This window comes from Enterococcus sp. AZ020, assembly GCF_050499205.1.
Lineage (GTDB): Bacteria > Bacillota > Bacilli > Lactobacillales > Enterococcaceae > Enterococcus_L > Enterococcus_L dunnyi.
The window spans coordinates 1-21,816 of sequence record NZ_JBIPAT010000001.1 but is presented as its reverse complement, the minus strand read 5'-3'; the positions used below and the strand labels follow the sequence as shown (position 1 = coordinate 21,816).

General features: G+C 34.6%; 20 protein-coding genes and 1 pseudogene. 14 read left to right on the top strand and 7 right to left on the bottom strand.

Annotated features, from left to right (window positions below):
• The first annotated feature begins 90 nt into the window (after positions 1-90).
• Together IGI58_RS00105 and IGI58_RS00100 are read left to right on the top strand one after the other, a co-directional pair.
• A complete protein-coding gene (locus tag IGI58_RS00105; protein ID WP_429955223.1) occupies positions 91-1,269 on the top strand; it encodes a tyrosine-type recombinase/integrase in 1,179 nt (392 codons plus the stop codon).
• 259 nt (positions 1,270-1,528) lie between these two features.
• Positions 1,529-2,949: pseudogene (locus tag IGI58_RS00100) on the top strand (IS3 family transposase).
• Between the two features lie 193 nt (positions 2,950-3,142).
• Here the strand turns inward: IGI58_RS00100 and IGI58_RS00095 are convergent.
• Positions 3,143-4,021: a helix-turn-helix domain-containing protein gene (locus IGI58_RS00095; RefSeq protein ID WP_429955225.1), complete on the bottom strand. Its 879-nt coding sequence runs from the start codon at positions 4,019-4,021 to the stop codon at positions 3,143-3,145.
• Between the two features lie 278 nt (positions 4,022-4,299).
• On the bottom strand, positions 4,300-4,908 hold the full coding sequence (locus IGI58_RS00090; RefSeq protein WP_429955227.1) for a TetR/AcrR family transcriptional regulator: 609 nt from the start codon (positions 4,906-4,908) through the stop codon (positions 4,300-4,302).
• 368 nt (positions 4,909-5,276) lie between these two features.
• On the opposite strand from IGI58_RS00090, the gene IGI58_RS00085 reads away from it, so the two are divergent.
• The 4 genes from IGI58_RS00085 to IGI58_RS00070 all read left to right on the top strand — a co-directional run bounded on the left by IGI58_RS00085 (position 5,277) and on the right by IGI58_RS00070 (position 9,369).
• Positions 5,277-7,760, top strand: coding sequence for a bacterial Ig-like domain-containing protein (locus IGI58_RS00085; RefSeq protein WP_429955229.1), 2,484 nt, complete (start codon positions 5,277-5,279; stop codon positions 7,758-7,760).
• A gap of 251 nt (positions 7,761-8,011) precedes the next feature.
• Positions 8,012-8,416 (top strand): DUF7006 family protein, encoded by a 405-nt coding sequence (locus IGI58_RS00080; RefSeq protein WP_429955231.1) that lies wholly within the window; start codon positions 8,012-8,014, stop codon positions 8,414-8,416.
• 121 nt (positions 8,417-8,537) lie between these two features.
• The gene (locus IGI58_RS00075) at positions 8,538-8,732 is read left to right on the top strand and encodes a hypothetical protein (protein ID WP_429956304.1); all 195 of its coding nucleotides are present in this window, start codon (positions 8,538-8,540) and stop codon (positions 8,730-8,732) included.
• Positions 8,733-8,988: 256 nt separating this feature from the next.
• Entirely contained in the window at positions 8,989-9,369 is a 381-nt protein-coding gene (locus IGI58_RS00070; RefSeq protein ID WP_429955233.1) for an N-acetyltransferase family protein, read from the top strand.
• A gap of 309 nt (positions 9,370-9,678) precedes the next feature.
• On the opposite strand, the gene IGI58_RS00065 is transcribed toward IGI58_RS00070, so the two are convergent.
• Together IGI58_RS00065 and IGI58_RS00060 are read right to left on the bottom strand one after the other, a co-directional pair.
• On the bottom strand, positions 9,679-10,800 hold the full coding sequence (locus IGI58_RS00065; RefSeq protein ID WP_429955235.1) for a M56 family metallopeptidase: 1,122 nt from the start codon (positions 10,798-10,800) through the stop codon (positions 9,679-9,681).
• The gene (locus IGI58_RS00060; RefSeq protein WP_429955237.1) at positions 10,797-11,171 is read right to left on the bottom strand and encodes a BlaI/MecI/CopY family transcriptional regulator; all 375 of its coding nucleotides are present in this window, start codon (positions 11,169-11,171) and stop codon (positions 10,797-10,799) included. The genes IGI58_RS00065 and IGI58_RS00060 overlap by 4 nt, the downstream gene beginning before the upstream one ends.
• Positions 11,172-11,362: 191 nt before the next feature.
• On the opposite strand from IGI58_RS00060, the gene IGI58_RS00055 reads away from it, so the two are divergent.
• The 3 genes from IGI58_RS00055 to IGI58_RS00045 all read left to right on the top strand — a co-directional run bounded on the left by IGI58_RS00055 (position 11,363) and on the right by IGI58_RS00045 (position 13,573).
• Positions 11,363-12,247, top strand: coding sequence for a DUF5067 domain-containing protein (locus IGI58_RS00055; protein ID WP_429955239.1), 885 nt, complete (start codon positions 11,363-11,365; stop codon positions 12,245-12,247).
• 9 nt (positions 12,248-12,256) lie between these two features.
• Complete coding sequence (locus IGI58_RS00050) at positions 12,257-12,778, top strand: LURP-one-related/scramblase family protein (RefSeq protein ID WP_429956342.1); 522 nt, start codon at positions 12,257-12,259, stop codon at positions 12,776-12,778.
• Positions 12,779-12,922: 144 nt separating this feature from the next.
• Entirely contained in the window at positions 12,923-13,573 is a 651-nt protein-coding gene (locus IGI58_RS00045) for a DUF1266 domain-containing protein (RefSeq protein WP_429955241.1), read from the top strand.
• A 582-nt stretch (positions 13,574-14,155) separates the two neighbouring features.
• Here IGI58_RS00045 and IGI58_RS00040 read toward each other — a convergent pair.
• Positions 14,156-15,520, bottom strand: a complete 1,365-nt coding sequence (locus IGI58_RS00040) for a TrkH family potassium uptake protein (RefSeq protein ID WP_225533792.1) — start codon at positions 15,518-15,520, stop codon at positions 14,156-14,158.
• Between the two features lie 256 nt (positions 15,521-15,776).
• Here IGI58_RS00040 and treP point away from each other — a divergent pair, with 256 nt between their 5' ends.
• Both treP and IGI58_RS00030 read left to right on the top strand, forming a co-directional pair.
• Entirely contained in the window at positions 15,777-17,246 is a 1,470-nt protein-coding gene (gene treP, locus IGI58_RS00035; protein ID WP_225533793.1) for a PTS system trehalose-specific EIIBC component, read from the top strand.
• A 161-nt stretch (positions 17,247-17,407) separates the two neighbouring features.
• The gene (locus IGI58_RS00030) at positions 17,408-18,412 is read left to right on the top strand and encodes a nucleoid-associated protein (protein ID WP_087640305.1); all 1,005 of its coding nucleotides are present in this window, start codon (positions 17,408-17,410) and stop codon (positions 18,410-18,412) included.
• Between the two features lie 65 nt (positions 18,413-18,477).
• On the opposite strand, the gene IGI58_RS00025 is transcribed toward IGI58_RS00030, so the two are convergent.
• Positions 18,478-18,834: a YxeA family protein gene (locus IGI58_RS00025; RefSeq protein WP_087640304.1), complete on the bottom strand. Its 357-nt coding sequence runs from the start codon at positions 18,832-18,834 to the stop codon at positions 18,478-18,480.
• Positions 18,835-19,016: 182 nt separating this feature from the next.
• On the opposite strand from IGI58_RS00025, the gene IGI58_RS00020 reads away from it, so the two are divergent.
• Both IGI58_RS00020 and IGI58_RS00015 read left to right on the top strand, forming a co-directional pair.
• Positions 19,017-19,721, top strand: coding sequence for a zinc metallopeptidase (locus IGI58_RS00020; RefSeq protein ID WP_087640303.1), 705 nt, complete (start codon positions 19,017-19,019; stop codon positions 19,719-19,721).
• Positions 19,722-19,795: 74 nt separating this feature from the next.
• Positions 19,796-20,131, top strand: a complete 336-nt coding sequence (locus IGI58_RS00015) for a hypothetical protein (protein WP_429955244.1) — start codon at positions 19,796-19,798, stop codon at positions 20,129-20,131.
• 144 nt (positions 20,132-20,275) lie between these two features.
• On the opposite strand, the gene IGI58_RS00010 is transcribed toward IGI58_RS00015, so the two are convergent.
• Positions 20,276-21,130 carry a helix-turn-helix domain-containing protein gene (locus IGI58_RS00010; protein WP_429955246.1) on the bottom strand — a complete coding sequence of 285 codons (855 nt, stop codon included), beginning with the start codon at positions 21,128-21,130 and terminating at the stop codon, positions 20,276-20,278.
• 80 nt (positions 21,131-21,210) lie between these two features.
• On the opposite strand from IGI58_RS00010, the gene tadA reads away from it, so the two are divergent.
• Positions 21,211-21,723, top strand: a complete 513-nt coding sequence (gene tadA, locus IGI58_RS00005; protein WP_225533796.1) for a tRNA adenosine(34) deaminase TadA — start codon at positions 21,211-21,213, stop codon at positions 21,721-21,723.
• The last annotated feature ends 93 nt before the right edge of the window (positions 21,724-21,816 follow it).

The following is a 21,816-nucleotide window of genomic DNA, read 5'->3' as shown; positions in this document are numbered from 1 at the left end:
TTTTTGAGTGAATATGCTTTATAATGGAGGTACTCGAAAGCAATCTATTAACACATATTCATCCTCCTTCTTGAAAGAGAGGGATTAGGTTTGGAGATAGTTGATAGATATAAGCAGCATGTGAATCAAGCAGGAGAAATCACTTGGTATTTTCAAGCATTCAGAACAACACGCAGAGGCTTTAAAACAAAACGCGAAGCGCAATTGGCTTATCTTGAAATGGAGAAAAAACACCAGACATATAAGAAATTGACTGGTAGTAATGAATTATTTCGAGAAGTGGCTGAAAAATGGTTTGTGCATTATCAATCATTGAAGGAACAAAAAGAAAGTACGTATGATAAAAGACATGAATCTGTAAAAACTCTTTCTAGATGGATTGGCGATAAGAAAATGATCAGCCTTAGTTCAGATTTTTTAGAAGAACTATTCTTCACTTTGAAAGAGAAGGGCATAGATGGCATATCAAAAGGTTATTCTAAAAATTCATTAGAAAGTTTTCGTCAAACCTTAAATATGATCTTCAATTATTGTCTAAAGAATAATGTATTAAGCGACAATCCATTGGAATCCGTTAGACGTCCAAAGTATCAACAAACGGTTCAGCAATTAAAGGATTCTTTAGAGAGATTGGATCAAAAGTATTTGACATTTGATGAGCTAAGATCATTGCTTAATTACAGTATTGTTCATGAAGAGCTACCACTTTCAACTTTGTATCACGTTTTGTTTTATACAGGCTGTCGCGTAAGTGAAGCTTTAGCCTTACAACCAGAAGATATTGATTTTAACAATAATGAGCTTCTTTTTTACAAGCAAACAACCGTAAAAGGGAAGCAAGTTAATTTTAAAATTGATACAACTAAAAGTGTCAGTTCTGCACGACGGGTGGTTGTGACACCATTAGTAATGGAAAAGTTAAAAGCTTTAATGGAAATGCTAGATGATGTTAGGAAGCAGTTCAAATTTAAAGTGGAAGAAAAGTATTTATTTGTTTATCTAGAGCCACACAAGCGAGGCATTCCATTTAGACGAGAGTATGTGAATCATCATATCAAACGGTGTGTTGAGCAATGTGGTATAAAGAAACCGTTCCACACTCACTTGGCTCGCCACACAATGGCAAGTTTAGTCGCTGGTCATTGTGATTGGGAGGTATTGAAGGCTCGCTTAGGTCATACAGATAAAACAACCTCTGAAATTTATCGACACTTAACATCAGAAGAAAGATTAAAACCACTAGAAGCTTTTCAAATTTTGGAGAGCTGACTGCAGGTTTTTGATAATTCCGGAGTGAAAAGCTTGGAATCATCACTTGCTTTTTAATGGATGTAGTCAGAGTGGTAGTCAATTTAATAAAAAATTCAATGATATCAATAGATGTCGTACTTTTAGCACGAAGTAAAGAAATCAGAAGATAAGAAGACACGGAGCTGTCTTACAATTTTCGAATATGAAAAGCCCTTGTACATTGTACCGACCCCAAAAAGTTAGACCAAAAATCTAGCTTTTGGAGGTCGGTATTTTTATGGCTAAATATAGTTTTGAACTTAAACTAAAAGTCGTTCAAGAATATCTTGAAGGAGAAGGAGGGGCAACTCATTTATCAAAAAAATATGGGATTAAGTCAGATTCTCTAGTAAAAAATTGGATTAATACGTATCGAGAATTTGGTGAAGATGGACTTTTTCGTAAACGCCAAAATCAAACTTATTCTGTTCAATTCAAGCTGAATGCGATAGAGTTATATCAAACAAGTGAGTTGTCCTATCGGGAAATTGCCAATGTGCTTGAAATGAATAATCCTTCTCTAATTGCCCAGTGGATGCGAAAATTTAGAGAAGAAGGATTCGATGGACTCTCAAAAACGAAAGGACGTCCACCTATTTTGCTTAAGAAAGAAGAAAAGACAGAGAACCATTCCATCAAAGAAACAGTAGAAGAACGTGATCGTATCAGGGAATTAGAAAAACAAGTCCGTTCTCTTCAAATTGAAAATGCCTTTTTAAAAGAATTGAGGAAGCTGCGAAAACAGGAAGCACAACAAAGACGAAGGAATCAATCGCTCGAATCATCGCAAGCCTCCGAGGATCATTCAAATTAGTTGAGCTTCTTGAGACACTGAACTTCCCTAAAGCAACTTTTATGTACTGGCAAAAACGCTTTAACCGAAAAAATCCAGACCAAGAAATCGAATCAGAAATGATTCGTATTCGTGAAAAACATAAAGATTATGGCTATTTGCGAATGACAAGTGAACTGAAGAATAGAGGCTTTTACGTGAATAAAAAGAAGGTTCAACGCTTGATTCGAAAACTGGGTATTGAAGTCCGCTCTTATACTCGAAAATCTCGTCGCTATAGTTCTTATCGTGGACGAGTTGGTAGTATTGCCAAGAATCGACTCCGTCGTCGTTTCTACACGAATATTTGTCATCAAAAAATTACGACAGACACCACAGAGTTCAAGTATTTTGAATTAGATACCAAAGGTATCATTCACCAGAAAAAGCTTTATTTAGATCCGTTTATGGATATGTATAATAGTGAGATTCTATCCTATCGAATCTCAGAAAAGCCAAATGCATTGGCTGTAATGGAAGGTTTGGAAGAAGCGATCCAGATTACAATGGATTGTCCTTACCGTCGGACCTTTCATTCCGATCAGGGGTGGGCTTATCAAATGAAAGCATACGGAAGTAAATTGAAGAGACACAATATATTTCAAAGTATGTCTCGAAAGGGGAATTGTTTGGACAATTCTTTGATGGAGAATTTCTTCAGTTTACTAAAACAAGAAATGTTTCACGGAGAAATCTACTACAGCTTTGACGAGCTGAAACAAGCTATCAAAAACTATATTCAGTATTATAATAATGAACGAATGAAAAGGAAATTAAATAATCAAAGTCCTGTAGCGTTTCGAGAAGCAGAACAAAGGTTAAAGTAATAACCTATTTCATTGCATAAAAAAGGAGTGGATTTCTCCACTCCATAAAAGTCTAACTTTTTGGGGTCACTACACATCAAGGGCTTTTTTATTTGTTCATTTTTATTCAAGAAGAAAAAAATAGGAGTAATATTCCTTGTAGTTTTGTTTTTAATAGCTTGAATTAACAATATCTAACTAAAAAGTGTCGTTTTTACAGAGGTTTTACAGCGATCAATTCGATATAGCCCCTTGTACCGATTGGCTCAAGTTGTATTCGGGGGTTAGTAGTATCCCATAGATACCCTCTTATCGTCGGATCATATTTTTGAATAGCAAGTTGTAATTCTTCGATTGCTTTTCCATAAGAGTGTTCATCAAATGGTTCACCTTGAAACATCAGATATTGGGCTGGAGGGAGTTCGATCACGTCAAAATCTTCTGGAATAATACCGTCATAGTCTAAAGAGACTTCAACACCCTGTACATATTCTGAGGTATTTGTTTTCCGATAAATAGTAGGCAACCAAAGGCAAATAGGCTCTCCGCAGATTGAAGGAATACTTTGAAGCAACCCCCAGACATCACAACCGATTTCCTCGCAATAAGAAAAATAATTTTTAGCTGCGATTCCGTGTTTTAAGAGTACCTTACGAGCAGGTTTGTCTATTAATTGTATAAAGACAGTTTTTAAGTTTTCCATGATATTATTACTCCTTTCTGTCTGTTTGTAGTTTACACTGTATGGGGTGAATAAATACAAAGGAATCGGTCTAGAAGCATATTCGCTAGGATTACATCCAAATTCCTCAAAAAAAGCCCGTTGATACCCATCAACGCTTCCAAAGCCCATTTCAAATGCAATATCTGCTATTTTAGTAGAATAGTCTCTTAGCTTTAAAGCAGACTTTGATAGGCGCAGTTTACGAATATATTTCGCAGGAGAAATTTCAGTATATTGCTGAAATAGACGATGAGAATACCATGGAGAAAAGAGTGATACGTTGGATAAATCTGCAAGACTGATTTGCTCAGAGAAATGAGTTTTGATATAGTCTTGCATTCGCTGAACCGCTTCAAGCTGCTCTTGCATAGTTTCACCTCTTTCTTATAGGGCTATTATACATACAATAAAATGAACTTTCTCGACTTTTTTTGCACAATTATCTTCACTAAAAATTAACGATCGTTTATATATTTTTTAGATTACAAAAGTAAAAAAAGAACATGAAATTTTCCTATTTCCCCTTTAAATTGAATGGGGTTAGAAAAGGTACATGTTCTTTTTATTTTTGATCGGTTCAATTTGATGTAATTTGGTTTATAAAAAGTATATAACTACTTATTCCTGCCAAGGGAACACTTTTTTATTCATAAGGACTCTACATTTCGTGTATACAATTCCATAAGAGAAGGGGCCAGCATAGTTAAGATTCGTTCTGTAATTTTTTCAGGTGTTTGACAGAAACCAGATAAAAACCACTCTTCTGTCAGTGCTTTTACTCCAGTAGTCATATAAGTTGCATAACTTGCGAGGGTGACTTTATCAAATTTAACGGAAAAGATTTCTGGTAAGGCAATCAGAAAGTGATTGTAGTACGTGGCATAAAGAATATCCATAAAGTCTACAGGGCTGTGTTCAGACACAAGAGCAGAGATATATTTTCTATTTTCATAGAAAAAAATCATGATTTCTAGGGTATTAGGAAATAAGATATCTTTTATTGCAGTAGAATTCTCCATGTCGACACCTTCTAAAAACGGAAGATTTTTTTTCTGGATCTCATCAAAATTAGTGAGCAAATTCTCAATAAGTACATCAAGTACATCTTCTTTATTTTGGAAGTAATTATAAAAAGTAACGCGGCTAATATCGACAATTTTTGTGATTTCCATTATTGATATTTTTTCAAAGTGCTTAGACTTTAATAATTCAATTGTGCAATCGGTAATTAGTTGGGCCATTTCAAGATCATTCATTTCTTATCACTCCTTAAAAGAGCACGAAAAACTCATTTATCAGCCTAATACTACAATGGATAAATAAAAATTTCAATAAATAACCTATTTATAGTCATACATATACAATTTATTGAAAGTTGATTATAAAGTCTATACTTTACAGATATAAAGAGACTGTAAATTGAAATTTAAATCTAATCTTGTAATATAGAGGTGTAAAGACATGTTATTTAATGTGGGTTTTACTAATGGGATATTATTTCGAACGTTAAGAAAGTTGTCTATTTTACTGATAAAAACAGCTTGCTAAGTTATTTGTTTTTATATAGGCATTTCCATGTGAAGAATTGAATTTGTTTTTTTATGATTTATAGGAGGAGATCGAAATGAAAAAAAGAATGTTATCGATATTTAGTTTAGTTGTATTAGTTGCATCTTATGCTTCTGGAATAGTTTCTGTGTACGCTGAATCTATAGAAACGATCAAAGAACCGAGGGTTTATGGAAGTGATGAAGAACAGGTTCAAAACGAAGAAGTTCCAACCGAAACTAGTAGTCAAAGTGCTGAAGAACCCATAGATCAGGTGGAATCATCAGATGATGCCTATGATCTTGGGAGAAATGAGCTGAACAGCAGCATTTCCGAAGAAAGAAATGTTGAAACTCAAAATACTACGGAACTAAAAGAGTTAAGTGATGATGTATATTCAGGAACTTTTGGAACGAGCGATTGGCGAATTGATTCTAACGGAATACTGCATATTGGTGCAGGAAATTTTGAAAGTACAATCGGAGAAAGTCCATGGACAACTTATTCTGATCAAATAAATAGAATTGTTTTTGAAGGTAAAGTATTGGCTCACTCAAATAGCAATAACTTATTTTCAAAATTTCCTAATCTAGAATCTATAGAGAATTTAGAGTTATTAGATACTTCTCAGGCTACACTTATGAATAATATGTTTTCTATGTGTCCTAAGTTACGTTCTTTAGATGTTTCAACTTTTAATACAAGTAGCGTTACGGACATGGGAGGTATGTTTGCGTATAATCCAGGGCTGGTGTCCTTGAATGTATCAGGATTGGATTTGAGCCGTACTTGGTTCTTAAATTTAATGTTTGCCGAGTGTTCTTCGCTAAAAGAATTAGATGTATCTTCATTTCGAACACCCGTCAATGGAATGGGCTCGATGTTCGCTATGTTTCGAGACTGTAGTAGTCTAGAATATTTAGATTTATCTGGATTCGATATGATGAAAATCAATTCTAATATCAATAGAGAGTTTTTAGCAGGAACAACCTCACTAACAAAATTAAAATTGGGAAGCAAAGTGCGTTTTACAAATGTAGAAGCTCTTCCAGATGTACCAACAAATACTCAATATACAGAGAAATGGCAAAATATTGGGGATGGAACACCAGAGAGACCAAATGGTAGCTATGTGTTTACTTCAAAGGAGCTTACGGCCTTCAATAATTACCAGGGTTCTGAAATGGCAGACACTTATGTTTGGCAACCAACACAAGTGGAGCAAACTGGGGATATAATCATAAGCTATGTAGATACGTTTGGAAATAATATTTCAGATCCAGTGACAGGTTTTGAAATCCAACCAGTGACTTTTTCTGGAAAAATTGGTGATGTAGCTGATGATGATCTTTATTATGTAGATGCAATAGGATGGGTTCTCTTAACAGAGCTTCCTACAGGTATAGTATACGGAAAGAATCCGCAAAATTATAAAATGGTGTACGACAAGGCTGGTACAATATACGTAAATTATGAAGATACTTTAGGGAATAAGCTAAAAGCAGAGGAAAGAAATACTGAGTATATTTCTAAATTCGATTGGTCTTCAGGCGGTCTTCCAGAGAGTGTAGCTTATGAAATAGAGACTATTGAGATGGATGGTTACAATTTTATTGGAACTGAAGGGGATCCAAAAGCTGGTAATATTGAAGCTTATGAGATAAAAAGAATAACATTCAAGTATGAAAAAATTGATTATCCATCATTGAATGTTCACGATTCAACCATTCAAGTAGGTGAAAGCTGGAATGCAGCAGATAACTTTGACAGTGCAACTGATAAAGCTGGAAATTCAGTCGATTTCGAAGATGTGACCGTTAAGGGCTGCGTGGATACAACTAAAGAAGGCGAATACGAGGTAAGTTACAGCTATGAAGAAACAACAAGTATAGCGAAAATAACTGTAAAAGCAAAAGAAGCAGCCCCAATCATAAATGTTCAAGACTCAAGTATCCAGGTGGGAGATAGTTGGAAAGCAGCAGATAATTTTATCAATGCATTTGATAAAAATGGAAAGCTGTTAGACTTCAGTGAGATCAAAGTAACAGGAGAAGTGGATACAACTAAAGAAGGCGAATACGAGGTAAGTTACAGTTATGAAGAAACAACAAGCGTAGCAAAAATAGCCGTAAAAGCAAAAGAAGTAGCACCGATCATAAATGTCCATGATTCAAGCATCCAATTGGGGGACAATTGGAAAGCCTCGGATAATTTTATCAGTGCATTTGATCGTTTAGGCAATGCGGTAGAATTTAAAACGATTAGGATAGAAGGTACAGTTGATACAAAAAAAGTTGGGACTTATGAGGTAAAATATAGCTATGATGGAATAAGTGCTGTAGCTAAAATTACAGTGAAGGACAACAAAAAGACGGCAGACAAGCCATACAGCAATCACAAAAATTCAAAAACGAAAGAAAACAAAAAGCAACATCTACCTAAAACAGGAGAAAAAACAAGGAGAATCGATACATTCATCGGAAGTGGGCTTATCCTTGTGACAGTGCTATTTTTAGTAAAAAAGAAAAAAATACTTCTTTTTAATTCAAAAAAAGCATAAGAAGTAAATTTAAAAAATAAATGTGTTTGGTGTGGATAGAATAAAGTAAGATCAGAGCTAGGAAGAATCTTGACTAAAATGATAAGAGGGAAGGGACTATAGACAGTTAAACGTTTAAGTTGGTTCCTTCTTTTTCTGGTGCATAAAGAAATGATGTCGATCAAAGAACGCATTGGAGACTAACTTTCAGTAATTCATACTAATTATCTAGTCGAAATAGTTTCATACAAAAATGTTTGAGGAGCGTGTTTATGAATAATAAGAAAAGTATTCTAGAAGAACTTGATTTATTTGTACAGAAGCATCATATTGAAAGGTACCCGAGTTTAGAAAAATATTATTTGAATTTGAGAAGTGACCTAAAAAAACTCTTGATACCTGATACAACGAAGAATGCGATTCAATCTGCATTGTATTGTTTTCATTTAGAATCAAAGCTGCAATTATTTATATTTTATTTAAAACAGTTAGAAAATGGTTCTTTGGATATGAGTGAAGAGGACATTGTAAATAGAATGGAAATGGACTGCGGTCATTATTCTGTTGAAATGATTTGTACTGAATTGATTGGAGAGATATCAATTCTAATGGAACAAATAAATCAAGAAATGGCATACGGTAAGTCTAAAGTGAAATTTAAGAGTTTGAGAGAGTGATCCTTTTGAGTATACATGAAAGAGTAAATCGTACACGCTATCAATTTGAGGATTCATCATTCAATAGTAACAAAATAAGATCGAAAGCTGATTTCAACCCTGAAATTCAAATCACAGGAAAATGAAAGAGGCAGAACTAAATCATTCCCGTCTTGCCTTACCAGATAAAACTATTCCTGAATATAAACAAACGATTATCAAAGAGGACTTACCAAGAACAGGTGAAGTTTTTTCATTGAAAATGCTGATGATAGGTTTTCTTGTTCTAGTTTTATTTCTCTTGATCAATGTTTGTATACCAGAATTATCTAATTAAATGTGACAAACCATTAAATTTTTATATGTGCTGATATTGGAAGATGAATTTTTAATATGAAAGTTCAATGTATTAAATAAAGATTGACATTGTAATCGTTCCTTTGGTAACCTTACAGTAATTTTTATTAGGTTTAGTAAAAATTACTGTATTGATACAAGAAAAAAAGGAGAGATAATAATGAAGGATATTGTAATTCGTCAAGCACAAAAAAATGATATAGAGGAGTTGAGTCTGCTAATCAAAGAGTACATCGTTGATTTCTATAAAAAGAGACAATCCAGGACTCAAATCAATAGAAAAGTTAATTAATCTATTACTAGAAAACGAAGACGTTGGGATACAATTTGTAGCCGTAGTAGATAATACAATCGTTGGGTTTTCAACTCTATATATGTCATATAGTACATTGAACATCAAAAAACAATCTACTTTAAATGATTTGTATATTCTGGAAACTTACAGAGGTTATTCTATTGGAGAAAAATTATTTGAAAGATGCGTTTCTTACAGTAAAGAAAATGATTGCTCTGCAATGATATGGGAAACTTCCGAAGATAATCATGGAGCACAAAAGTTGTATGATCGTCTCGGTGGCGTAAAATCCGAATGGGTTCATTATGAGATGGATTTTTAATACAAATACAGCATAAAAAAGTAAGCAGTAAAGAAATTCTGCTTACTTTTTTATGATAAGAATTTTACGCTAGAGAGAACGAATACGTTCTGAACTACATAAGCTCTCTCATAACAGCCTATGGACCTCTTTTGATTAAATGCTCAAATTCTACGAAGTGTAAAAATAAAACCATGATACAAAAAATCATTTCTCCCGTATACTAAAGTTTTTATATGAAGTCATATCTGAATACTTCCTAGTAGATATGATTCGTCAATAAAACAGGCTTGTTCATAGCGTTGCGCTTAAATTTTACATTCCAGTAATCTAAGAGAATGGACGTCCTAAAGGTTTTTTAGTTGCGTCCACTTCATCAGAAGATTCGCTAGTTGATGGTGCATCAGTTGGTTTATCTATAGGCAGCGTTTTTTGGGGTACCGTATAAGCGCCTAAAATAATGGCACTGAAAATAAGAATCGTAGCAGAAAAAACTGAGGTCAGTCGTTTAAGATGTTGATCATTATGAGTATTTATAAGTACATCTAATCGTTTTTTGATTTCGTTTGTATTCTCATATAATGTGACAGAAGCTACTTTTTCATTGTATTTATTCGGCATCTTGGCCATTTCTATCAATGTTGTACCATAATCGAATTGCTGCTCTTTTGTATAATGATTTGTCGTGCTTTCATCACAGGCATATTCACATTCTTGATTCAAAGCCTTTGCAATGGAATATACAGCCGGATTAAACCAATGAACACAAAGAATCAATTGCATAAACCATTTATAGATCAAATCCTTATTCTTATAATGAGTAAGTTCATGTGAAAGGATATGATATAACTGCACCTCAGTTAGTGATACACGAGGTAACACGATATAGCTTTTTTTGATACCTAATAAAAGTGGGGATGAAATAAGTGCTGATGTATAAAGCTCTACAGTGGTATGGATCTTTTTTTCTTCACAGATGGTACTGAGCGTGTCAAGTATCAAGGGATCATCTACAGGGTGCCAGTCTGCTTTGATATACTTCGAAAAACTTTGATACTTCGTGATTTTTTGAATGAGGAAACCAAAGCCGATCACTAGCCAAATATATAAAATATATGGCGCAATATTTTTGCTTTTACTTCCCATAACAACATTGTTACCGATCACAACATTGTCTCCAACGATGACAGCAGGATTTTTACGATCCTTTGGTCCAAAAAAAGTTGTATAAATATTGGAGGACTCAAATGTTGAAAAGGATTTTCCGATTATACTTTGTTCTGGAGAGATAGGGAGGATCAAGCGCAATAATACGATCAATAAAAGATAGTAGTATACACGATGTGAAACTTTTTTTGACAAGATTCGTCTGAAGAGTGTCCAAATACCAAATAAAATAGTACCTGAAAGACTAAGGGAAACAAGCAGCATCAATAGTTTTACACTAGTCATCCTTTATTTTTTTCCCAATATTCTTTTAGATCCTCAATTTCTCTATCAGAAATCAATTCATTTTCTACCAAAGTTGCAATCAATCCTTTTACTTCACCCTCATAAACTTTCCCCACAAAGTCTTTTGTTTCTTGTTCTAAATATCCCTTCTCAGTTAATAGAGCGATATATTCATTTCGTCTCCCTTTTTTTTGAACAGCTAAAACTTGTTTTTCTGTCAAGCGAGCTAAAAAAGTCAGAATCGTATTGTTTTTCCATTTAAATTCTTTTTTATGCAGCTCGTCAACGATGTCAGAAAACATCATTTGTCCATCATGAGCCCAGATAATTCTTAGAATCTCTAATTCTGAATCTGATATTTTAGGTGCCATACAAGCTCTCCTTTTCATTTTGTTTATCTTATTTTGGTTTTAAATAAGACGAATAACTCAATTATAACACGACTATTGACAAATTAGAAAAGTGCATGATAATATAACTACATGATGTAGGTTTGAAAAGTACTTTTATAAAATTCTAGAATTGACAGATCTATATCAAAATTGAAAAAGGAGACAATTATGTGAAAAATAAGTGGTTGCTCACTGTCTTTGTCTTATTGGAACTACTTAGTATGACTGCATGTTCAACACCGATCAATCATGTACAAGATGACGGAAAACCAAAAGTCATAAAGGATTCATCTATAGCTCAGGAGCAACTTTATGGAGAATTATCAAGTTTAGTGAGTTTTCCCAAACAGATCAAGATGTCCGACTTCTTTAATAAGAAGATATCATTTGTTGTTAAAGCACAAGGAGAACCTTACCAAATAGAGTCGAAAGATAAAACGCTAAATGGGGTTTGGTATATCCCGGTGTTTATGATGCGAAATCCAAAAAAACCGATCTATTTAGATGTATCTACTATAAAAAAAGAGCAATGGCCAAAAGACGGGGAGATCCTAAAGGTAGATGGGGTACCGATTGGCTACCTGTATACAAGCTACCAAAATGAACGACTAGATTTACTTGATATCAAAGCACAAAAAATCAAAAAAGTGGTGGACTCAGAAAAAGAAGTAGCAACAAAACAAATCATCGAGACGCAAACCTATAGGATAGAATTTAATGGAGTGGATAGCCTTTTAGATTCATTTAATGAAGCTAGTATGATCGTCTATTATCATTTCAAAAATAAAAAACAGCATGCAGCGATCTCGCCACTCAAAACATATTTTCAATTTAGCCAAAATAATGAAGTATTAGAACCGACCTTTATTTTGTTGGATAATGAGTTATTAGATCCAAAAGCAATCAATAGAGATAGCTTGGAATCAGGGGAAGAAATGCTCTATTATGAAGTTTACAAACTTAAAAATGAAGAAATACCAGTAATTGTTCGTACATTTGATGATGAATATACGTTATTGAATGAGTTAGAAATGCCTATCAAAAAAATGAAATAAGAATCAAAGATAATAAGGGGATATTACATGAAATATATTGTGAAACAAAAGTTGGTTGCGTTAAAGCCTACGTATGAGATTTTAGATGCCTCAGGCAATCCATTATATAAAGTAAAAGGAAGTTTTTTAGGACGAGAAAGTTTTGAAATTACTGATTTGGATGGAGAGACTTTGGCTATGTGTAAAACAAATGTCAATGTTTTGAGTATGATCGGTTCATTTTTAAGATACAATTTCAAAAAGTATCACATTTCAGTTGATGGTGAATCCGTTTTATCTATTGCTCGCTCACTAAATATTTTTAGCTATAAATTTGCGATCGATTCAGTGCTTGGTGATGTAAGTTTAGGTTATGGGATGACAGGAAGTCATCAGTTCAAATTACAAGAAAAAGTTATTTGTGATATAGATAAAAGAAAATTGACTTTAGGTGGAGATGAATATCATATTGAAGTAGATGATACTCAGGATCACAAAACGTTTTTATTAACAGCGATTGCTCTAGATCGTATTTACTATACCAAAAGATAAGCAACAAATAACTAGCTTATTCATTTACACAGTGTTATGAGTTGTAAACGTTATTATTTAAACCTTTTTTCTATGTTGGGTATATGGCAAAATAAAAGAGAGTATGTTTTTATACTTTCAGAAGATAAACAAAGGAGAAAAGCTATGTGGTTTAAAAAGAAAATAGAAGTACCTTCGGAAATTATTGATTTCAATGTTTTTCCACCGGAAAAAGAAAAATTGCTTTGTATTGGAGCCGCTGTTAGCAGGTTTGCCGAAGCGAAAAGGGCGATTCAACCAAATTATTTGAAACTACATTTTCCAGAAAAATACAAGAAGAACATTGTTAAGTATTGGTTGCCGATGTTTGGGATTTCAACGGGGGAGAATGCCAAAGCGTTGATCGAAAGCTGGATTAGTGAAAATAGTTATGCAGCAGTGGTTTCTGAGGATACGAAAGGTAAAGTACGAAAAGAAATTCAAAAAGCAGCTCGTAAACAGGAGACTGACGTACAAGTATTAATGAGTGCTTCTGAAAAAATCAGTGATTCAGGTGCATTTGATTTGGAGCGACTAGGGTATATCATTCGTGTGTGCTTTACACTTGATCTTATCAAGGAACAGGATGCCTGGATGTATTTAGAGATGCTTTATAATTTAGCTCAGGAGCATTATGAAAATTGGGAAGAATACATTGTTAGTTATAGCAATGAAAATGAAGCAATGAATACTAGCTGGTATAAAGACATCATTATAGATTATTTAGCGATAAAACAAGGAAAAGAAAATATTTTTGATAAATATCCTTTAAAGTGATTGATTATTTTAAGGGAAAACCTACTTTTATTGACGATAAAAAAAGCGTTCTCTTATATACATATTTGAAGAGGATGCTATTTTTTTATTATTTATTGTAAGCTCAAAACACGCATAGACATAAGTTTTAACGATCATTTTATAAAAAATAAAAACAAATAAGGGTTATTAGTTGCAAAAAAAGAAACAGGCGAGTAATATACAAATATACCAACAACAACCCTTTTTATTTTTTCATTTTACTCGCAAGAGTAAAACTCCTTTTTCCCATCTTCTTAGAAGGTGGGATTTTTTTATTTAAATGATAGAATAACAACTTATCATTTAAATAAAATATTGTTTATCATTGATATTTTTTGAAATTAAAAATAAATTATCATTTGAGGGTTATCAGTTGCTATTAATAAGAAAAGATAGTAATATACAGATATACCAACAACAACCCTTTTTATTTTTTCATTTTACTCGCAAGAGTAAAACTCCTTTTCCCATCTTCTTAGAAGGTGGGATTTTTTTGACTAAAAAAATAGTTTAAATTGAAAAAGAAAACATAAAATATTTGAATTTTATGTTTTCTTTTTATTATCCAATCATCACGCTCTCATCAGGATACTTGTATTTAGCTTGTTGCTTTTGTCCTCTTGTCAATAAAGAAAAGCCAACAGTGTAGATGCCTACCCGTCCAATGTACATCAACAGCATGATGATGATCTTGCCGATAAAAGTCAGTTCTGGGGTAAGACCCATTGTTAAGCCAACCGTTCCGAATGCCGAAAATACTTCAAAGGCAATATACTCAATACCGGAGGATTCAGGGATATTTTCCGTAATAGATAAAAGCATGATAGATAATACGCACAAGGTCAATGTAATAAAAAATAGCGTCAGAGCACGGAAAACAGTGCTATTTCGAATCGTCCGTCCCATAAATTCGGCTCTCGTTCGTCCTTTGAAGATGGAAACTATTTGAATCACTAAAACAGCGAACGTCGTTGTCTTCAATCCGCCTGCAGTCGATCCTGAGGTTCCTCCAATATACATTAAAAAAATAGTTGTGATCAGACCGGCATTTGTCATCTGCATATAATCGATCGAATAATAGCCAGCAGTCCTAGGCGTAACTGACATGAAAAAAGTATTGATCAACCGATCGAAAAAAGTTGTTCCTTCTGTTAATTGACCAGCATTTTTTTCAGTTAAGAAAAAGATGATAAAACCGCCAATAAGTAAAGAAACAGTAGTGATCAAAGCAATTTTAGTATGCAGAGAAAACTTTTGCTTTTTTTTGGCTCTTAATAGATCTTGCCAAACAATAAATCCCAAGCCGCCAGAAATGATCAACGCACCAACAACTAATAAAACAAACGGGTTACTTTGATAAGGGGTCAAGCTATCTCCAAGCAAATCAAATCCAGCATTACAAAAACTTGAAATAGAATGGAAAAGACCGAAAAATAGCCCTTTGCGCCAGCCAAATTCAGGAACAAATTGAATGGAAAGTAGCATAGCTCCCGTCAGTTGAATAATAGCTGCCAATTTGACGACATAAATCATCAAACGAAAAGCACCAGACATATCATCTAAATTAAGCGCTTCACGCAATAAAATACGCGTACTTAGCGTAATTTTTTTTCGAAGAATAAAGTATAGAAGGACAGGCATCGTCATAAATCCCAGCCCGCCGATTTCAATCAACAGCATGATGATCAGCTGTCCGTATGCATTCCAATGAAGTGCGGTATTCAATGTTGTCAATCCAGTCACACAAACAGCAGAAACAGAAGTAAATAAAGCATCGATAAACGGTGTAGACGTACCACTTCGAGAAAAGACTGGTAAGGTAAGTAGAGCGCCTCCTAAAAAAATCAGAAGAATGAACCCTAAAGCAAGAACTTGTACAGCAGATAAACGTTTTTTTAGTTTGATAACAATAGATTTTTTTTTCATTTTTCCCTCGATCAAACCGCTGACACCAGCAGTCTTTTTTGTATTTGATAAATCCAAGTGTATCATTTTCTGAAATAAATTCCAGTGATTTGAGAAATACAAATGAAGTGCTTAGAAATTGTAATAACGCGTATAAATAAGTAGAACGAAATTTTTTTATTTTTTAAAAAGAAAACGCTTGTAAAAAATGAAATAATGCAGTATTATACAAATACAGGGAACTTGTACATACAAGTTGACGGAAAGGAGCAAAGAAATGGGTAAATTTCAAGAAGATGCAAAAAAACTGTTAGAAGATGTTGGAGGAAAAGAAAATATTGCAGCGGTTTCACATTGTGCAACTCGGATGCGCTTTGTATTGAATGATGCGGCTAAAGCTGATACCGCGGCAATCGAGAAAATCCCTTCAGTCAAAGGAACATTTACGAATGCTGGACAATTTCAAGTTATTATTGGTAATGAGGTAGCGCAATTTTATAATGATTTTTCTTCTGTTTCAGGACTTGAAGGCGTTTCCAAAGAACAAGGGAAAGCAGCGGCAAAACAAAATCTAAATCCGGTACAGCGGGCAATTTCTGTATTAGCAGAAATCTTTACACCATTGATTCCAGCTTTGGTAATCGGTGGGCTGATCTTGGGCTTCCGTAATGTTTTAGAAGGAATTCCATTTGGCTTTTTAGATGGACAAAAAATTGTTGAAGTTTCACAATTTTGGAGCGGTGTGAATTCATTCCTATGGCTGATCGGTGAAGCGATTTTCCAATTTTTACCTGTTGGTATCACTTGGAGTATTACGAAAAAAATGGGGACTACTCAAATTCTTGGTATTGTACTAGGGATAACATTAGTCTCTCCACAATTATTAAATGCTTATGCAGTTGCAACGACAGCAGCAGCGGACATTCCATTTTGGGATTTTGGCTTTGCTCACGTGAACATGATCGGTTATCAAGCACAGGTGATTCCTGCAATGCTGGCAGGTTTCCTATTAGCCTATTTGGAAATCTTTTTCAGAAAAGTTATCCCTCAGGCAGTATCGATGATCTTCGTTCCATTGTTTGCTTTGGTACCAACAGTCTTAGCTGCTCATTTAGTTTTAGGTCCAGTAGGTTGGGCAATCGGCAGCTGGGTTTCTGATATTGTAAATGCAGGATTGACGTCTTCAATAAACTGGTTGTTTGGTGCGTTGTTTGGATTCTTGTATGCGCCTTTAGTTATCACTGGTCTACATCATATGACGAATGCGATCGACCTACAATTGATTGCCGATTTCCAAGCAACTAACTTATGGCCGATGATCGCACTTTCCAATATTGCTCAAGGTTCAGCTGTACTTGCTGTCATTTTCATGCACAAAGGAAACAAGGAAGAAGAACAAGTATCGATTCCAGCGATGATCTCATGTTATTTAGGTGTCACTGAACCAGCGATGTTTGGGATCAACTTGAAGTATGTGTATCCTTTTGTCGCGGGCATGATCGGTTCAGCTTGTGCAGGATTATTCTCTACATTATTTGATGTAAAAGCGATCAGTATTGGTGTTGGCGGACTTCCAGGAATTTTATCGATCGTTCCGCAATACTATCTAGTCTTCTTTGGTGCGATGGTGATCGCAGTCGTTGTACCATTCATTTTGACATATATCTTCAGAACAAAAGGGATTTTCAATAAGCTTGATCCTGTAGATGAAGCGACTGGCAAGTTATATGTTGAAGAAAACGCATAAAAAATAATTTTTAGCAAAACTATATTCTATCAAGTCGCGAGCCACTGGTTCGTGACTTTTTTACTTTGATATGGTTATAGAAGATATTTCCTAGAAAATAGTTGGCTTTTTCCATTCTTTCAGGTAGACTAAATAAGGTTTAAGAAAAGGGAGAAGGATAGATGGATATTTATTTAAAAAGTGCGATCCTGCATATTATTGATCGTGAGACAGGAACGCCGGTTTTTTCACAAAAGGAATTGGATTTAACGACGGAATATATTCGTGTTTATTTAACGAGTAAGATCACAAAACTTTCGACTGCTCAAACAAAAACAGGGATTTTGGCACAAGAGAGTACGTTTGTTGAAAAGATGCGCGGGATACCCAATGATTTTATTCAAAAGAGTCAGGATCTAGCTCAGCATTGGTACGATGTTTATTCAGGCAGTGAAGATGCACCAAGTGCGGATGTTTTGTTTGTTCTATATGAGTTGGATACGATTATGCACTTGGCTATGATCAAATTGAATTATAAAGAGAGCTACACTCACTATGTAGATTATGAAGAGGATGCGGTTTACAATAAGCTGATCATCAATCGGGCGATCTTACCTTCAAAATCACAAAAGCCAGATGAAGGAATGACTGTTAATCTTGATTCATTAGCCTATGAATTGCTTGAAAAACGTTATGAATTTTCAGGAGAAAAAGTTTGGTACTTCTCTGAAAAAGTCATTGAATCAGAACCAGCTCCATCAATAGAAGAAAACATGAAGGAAATCAAAAAAGCAGTCAAACGTATCGGAAAAAAATTCAATGAAGATGAGTTCGAATTGATTGCTTCTGTTAAAGAAGCTGTGTATGAAAGTATCGAAGAAACGGGCACGATCGATAACGAACAAGTCGCTGAGTTAGTTTTTAAAGAAAATATTTCAGCTCGTATGGCATATCAAGAAGAAGTCAATGAATCAAAATTTGTTGATAAAACACCTCCGGTAAGAGAAGCGAGAGAAATTTCCGAGAAAAAATTTGGGAAGCAAAAGCTAAAAATGAGTAACGGGATCGAATTGATCGTCCCGATCGATGTATATCGTAATGGAGACTTGATCGAATTTGTAAATAATCCTGACGGTACCGTATCTATTGTGTTAAAAAATATTGAAAAAATCAGTAATCAATTATAGGAGCATTGAATATGAAAAAAGCGCACAGCGATTTTGCTTGTGCGCTTTTTAAACATCTTCTTTCTTTATTCGCTCATGTGAGCTAAAGCTTTCGGAGGAACTTCGTTTTCTTTGACTTCTTCCCAGCTGATCACGCCTTTTCTGGCATTGACTTTCAATTTTAAATAAGCATTGATACGTAAGGGTTTGTCTCTGATTTCACTCATCTTTTGGACGCTTTTTTCACCATTTTTATCGTAGGCATCTTGCGTATAGTCATATTGAGTATATGTTTCGCCAGTTGAAAACTTTCCGTCTTTTATTTCTGTGGGTGTTCCAACTTGGGTATAATAGGCTTTTCCGCCATAATAGTAATTGTATCCAAACCAAGCTGCACCTGTTAATAGTAAGAATGGCAGGATAAAAAGTAATAGTTTTTTCATTCTCTTCACCTCTTAATGGTAGTATGCCTGTTTTTGGCAAAGGAATCCATTGAAATGACTTAAAAAAAAGTGACAGTTTTGTTAGAGGAATCTAGTTCAGCCTTCATAAAATCGTCAAGTTCTGGATACACTTTTTTAAGAAAGACATGATACAATGGAGAAAAGAATAGGGGGAATAAAAAATGGTACCATTTTATGCAATTTTTGATCCGACATATATTTTGGTTATCGTAGGCCTTTTGATTTCAATGGCTGCGTCCGCATATGTAAATAGCACATTTCGAAAATACGACAAAATTCAGAGTCGAAATAATATTACAGGAACCAAAGCGGCTCAATATATTTTACAAGAGGAACATATCAATGATGTCGGGGTACAACAAATCTCAGGAAATTTGACTGATAACTATAATTCAGGTAATAAGATGCTTAGCTTATCAGAAGCAACAGCACAATCGATGTCTGTTGCGGCAATTGGTGTTGCTGCACATGAATGCGGTCATGCGGTTCAGGATCATACAGGATATAGTCCTTTAAAAATTCGGGCGGCAATCGTTCCAGTAGCGAATATCGGCTCATCCTTGTCATTTCCGATCATATTGATCGGTGTGCTTTTTAGCTGGAATCAAACCTTGATCAATATTGGTATACTGGCATTTTCTTTGGCTTTGCTTTTTCAATTGGTAACACTTCCTGTTGAATTCAATGCATCAAGACGAGCATTAAAAATTTTGTCTGACGGCAATATTCTAACAGCAGAAGAAGTTCCAATGGCCAGAAAAGTTTTGTTTGCAGCTGCTTTAACATATGTAGCAGCCGCACTAGCAACATTTTTACAATTACTTCGCCTGATCATTTTATTTGGTGGAAACAATCGACGGAATTGATCCTGCTTTTTTATTACCTCAATTTTTAAGAGTGTGTTATCATAATAATAGAGAGTAAGAAGGAGCTGAATGAGATGAAAACATCAACAAAAATCAGTATTGGATTAAGTATTGCAGCAGTGGCTAGTGTATCTGTAGCAGTGATCGCTTCAGAAAAAATCGCAAAAAAAGTTTACCATGTAACCAATCGCTGCAAAGCTAAAAAATTTGTGAATGATAAATTTGGCGGTAATGAAAAATTATTAAGTATCGTTGATAAACTATCTGATGATGAATTGGATTCTATGATGGGTGTCTTAGGAAAAGTGAAGGACAGTGGAAAAAAGATTTCTTCATATGGAGAGTCTCTAAAGGATAGTACCGAGAATGTAAAAGATCGTTTATTTAGTTTTATTGATGAATTAATGTAATTTGACCAAAATAGTTATAAAGATGGTGTTGATACAAAAGTCGGTCAGGTTCGAGGACTTACAAAAGACCTGACTTTTGACCACCGTTTATTACGATTTAGAGTGCGTCACAAAACGGATGTTTAGTTTTGCGACGCACTCCTTTTATTTTGTAATAAGTAAATAGCAAAAGACTAGATCGTCCATTTTTTTTAAGGATAGACCAGTTTGCTCATAAAATTTTTCGATACGATAGTGTAACGTGTTTCGATGCATATATAAGTCTTTAGCAGTAGAGCTAATATTTCCCTGATGATGCCAAAGGGTCAAAATAATTTGTTTGAATTCAGGAGAAAAAACAAGCTGTTTTGAATAGGCTTGGATTATTCGGCTTTCTTTCATACTCTTTTTAGTATAATGATGAATCGCTACATCACTTAAAGAAAAAACAGACTGCGCTTTTAAGTGATTGGATTCCTCTAAGAAAATTTGCTGTTCCTCATGAAATAGAGCTGATAGATGGTCGTCAGCTGGGTAAAAATTTCCCACGAATGCATTGGTAGAAGAGTCAAAATCAGCATCAAGCGTTAAGAAAATGCTCTGAATATCCGTCAAATGATAGTGATTTTTAGTGTATTGTTCAATCAAAAGCCCGTTATTTTCATCGGTGAAAAAGAAATCTACAAAAGCAGGAAAAATCTCTTTCATGCTTTGCTCCCATTCTTTCTGTAAAAAAGCTTTCGGTTTTTTGAGTTGAAATTGTATGATACGAAACGATCCGCTCGCTTCAACATTTGCCTGATTAAAGAGATAATCAAACCAAGGATGCTTTTTGGGATCCACAGAAAAATTGTTGGATAAAAATAATTTTTGTAGTAAATATAACTCTTTTTCACTTAATTTGTCTTTAGCAATGACGAAATAATCGCCATTGATCGGTAATGAAAGCTTGCTGTCGTTTGCTTTTTCTTTTTGAAGTTTTCCTTCAGGGTATAATTTCATCAATTCTTCGATTGTCATAGACACACCTCACTTGTTTATTGTACCATGAATAGGGTTGAATCGTTTAATTATTCTAGTTCGTGAAAGGCGGAAATTACTTGAATGAAAAGACAAGTCATCTAACACAAGAAGCAAAAGAACAATTTATGCTTGAAGCAATCAAAGAAGCGAAAAAGGCAGAAACGCTGAATGAAGTGCCGATCGGTGCGGTTGTTGTAATCGATGGTGAAATCGTTGGGCGGGGGCATAATCTTCGAGAAGATAGTTTAGATGCAACCGCACATGCAGAAATGTTTGCGATCAAAGAAGCTTGTAAGAATATCCAGAACTGGCGCTTGGAGCGCGCACAGCTTTTTGTTACATTAGAACCTTGTCCGATGTGCAGCGGTGCAATGCTTCTTTCTCGTGTGGAAGAAGTCTATTATGGCGCTAAAGACCCAAAAGGGGGGACTGCTGGGACATTGATGAATTTATTGGACGATGATCGTTTCAATCATGTTGCATACGTAGAGTCCGGTATTTTAGAAGAAGAATGCGGCATGTTATTGACTACTTTTTTTCGGAAGTTACGTGAGAAAAAGAAACTTTTAAAAAAACAAAAGAAAGACTAGCCAAGCAATCGAAAATGCGGTATACTAAATCTTGCCGAAAGGCTAGGACAATGGTGGGCTTACGAAGCGTGTCAGATCCGGAAGGAAGCAGCA

What these genes read in the sequence shown, in the direction of transcription:
- IGI58_RS00040 (WP_225533792.1), bottom strand. Translation starts at nt 15,520, where the DNA reads ATGAAAAAAAAATCTATTGTTATCAAACTAAAAAAACGTTTATCTGCT.
- IGI58_RS00010 (WP_429955246.1), bottom strand. Translation starts at nt 21,130, where the DNA reads ATGACAATCGAAGAATTGATGAAATTATACCCTGAAGGAAAACTTCAA.
- treP (WP_225533793.1), top strand. Translation starts at nt 15,777, where the DNA reads ATGGGTAAATTTCAAGAAGATGCAAAAAAACTGTTAGAAGATGTTGGA.
- IGI58_RS00080 (WP_429955231.1), top strand. Translation starts at nt 8,012, where the DNA reads ATGAATAATAAGAAAAGTATTCTAGAAGAACTTGATTTATTTGTACAG.
- IGI58_RS00075 (WP_429956304.1), top strand. Translation starts at nt 8,538, where the DNA reads ATGAAAGAGGCAGAACTAAATCATTCCCGTCTTGCCTTACCAGATAAA.
- IGI58_RS00045 (WP_429955241.1), top strand. Translation starts at nt 12,923, where the DNA reads ATGTGGTTTAAAAAGAAAATAGAAGTACCTTCGGAAATTATTGATTTC.
- IGI58_RS00015 (WP_429955244.1), top strand. Translation starts at nt 19,796, where the DNA reads ATGAAAACATCAACAAAAATCAGTATTGGATTAAGTATTGCAGCAGTG.
- IGI58_RS00085 (WP_429955229.1), top strand. Translation starts at nt 5,277, where the DNA reads ATGAAAAAAAGAATGTTATCGATATTTAGTTTAGTTGTATTAGTTGCA.
- IGI58_RS00065 (WP_429955235.1), bottom strand. Translation starts at nt 10,800, where the DNA reads ATGACTAGTGTAAAACTATTGATGCTGCTTGTTTCCCTTAGTCTTTCA.
- IGI58_RS00030 (WP_087640305.1), top strand. Translation starts at nt 17,408, where the DNA reads ATGGATATTTATTTAAAAAGTGCGATCCTGCATATTATTGATCGTGAG.
- IGI58_RS00095 (WP_429955225.1), bottom strand. Translation starts at nt 4,021, where the DNA reads ATGCAAGAGCAGCTTGAAGCGGTTCAGCGAATGCAAGACTATATCAAA.
- IGI58_RS00060 (WP_429955237.1), bottom strand. Translation starts at nt 11,171, where the DNA reads ATGGCACCTAAAATATCAGATTCAGAATTAGAGATTCTAAGAATTATC.
- IGI58_RS00025 (WP_087640304.1), bottom strand. Translation starts at nt 18,834, where the DNA reads ATGAAAAAACTATTACTTTTTATCCTGCCATTCTTACTATTAACAGGT.
- IGI58_RS00020 (WP_087640303.1), top strand. Translation starts at nt 19,017, where the DNA reads ATGGTACCATTTTATGCAATTTTTGATCCGACATATATTTTGGTTATC.
- IGI58_RS00090 (WP_429955227.1), bottom strand. Translation starts at nt 4,908, where the DNA reads ATGAATGATCTTGAAATGGCCCAACTAATTACCGATTGCACAATTGAA.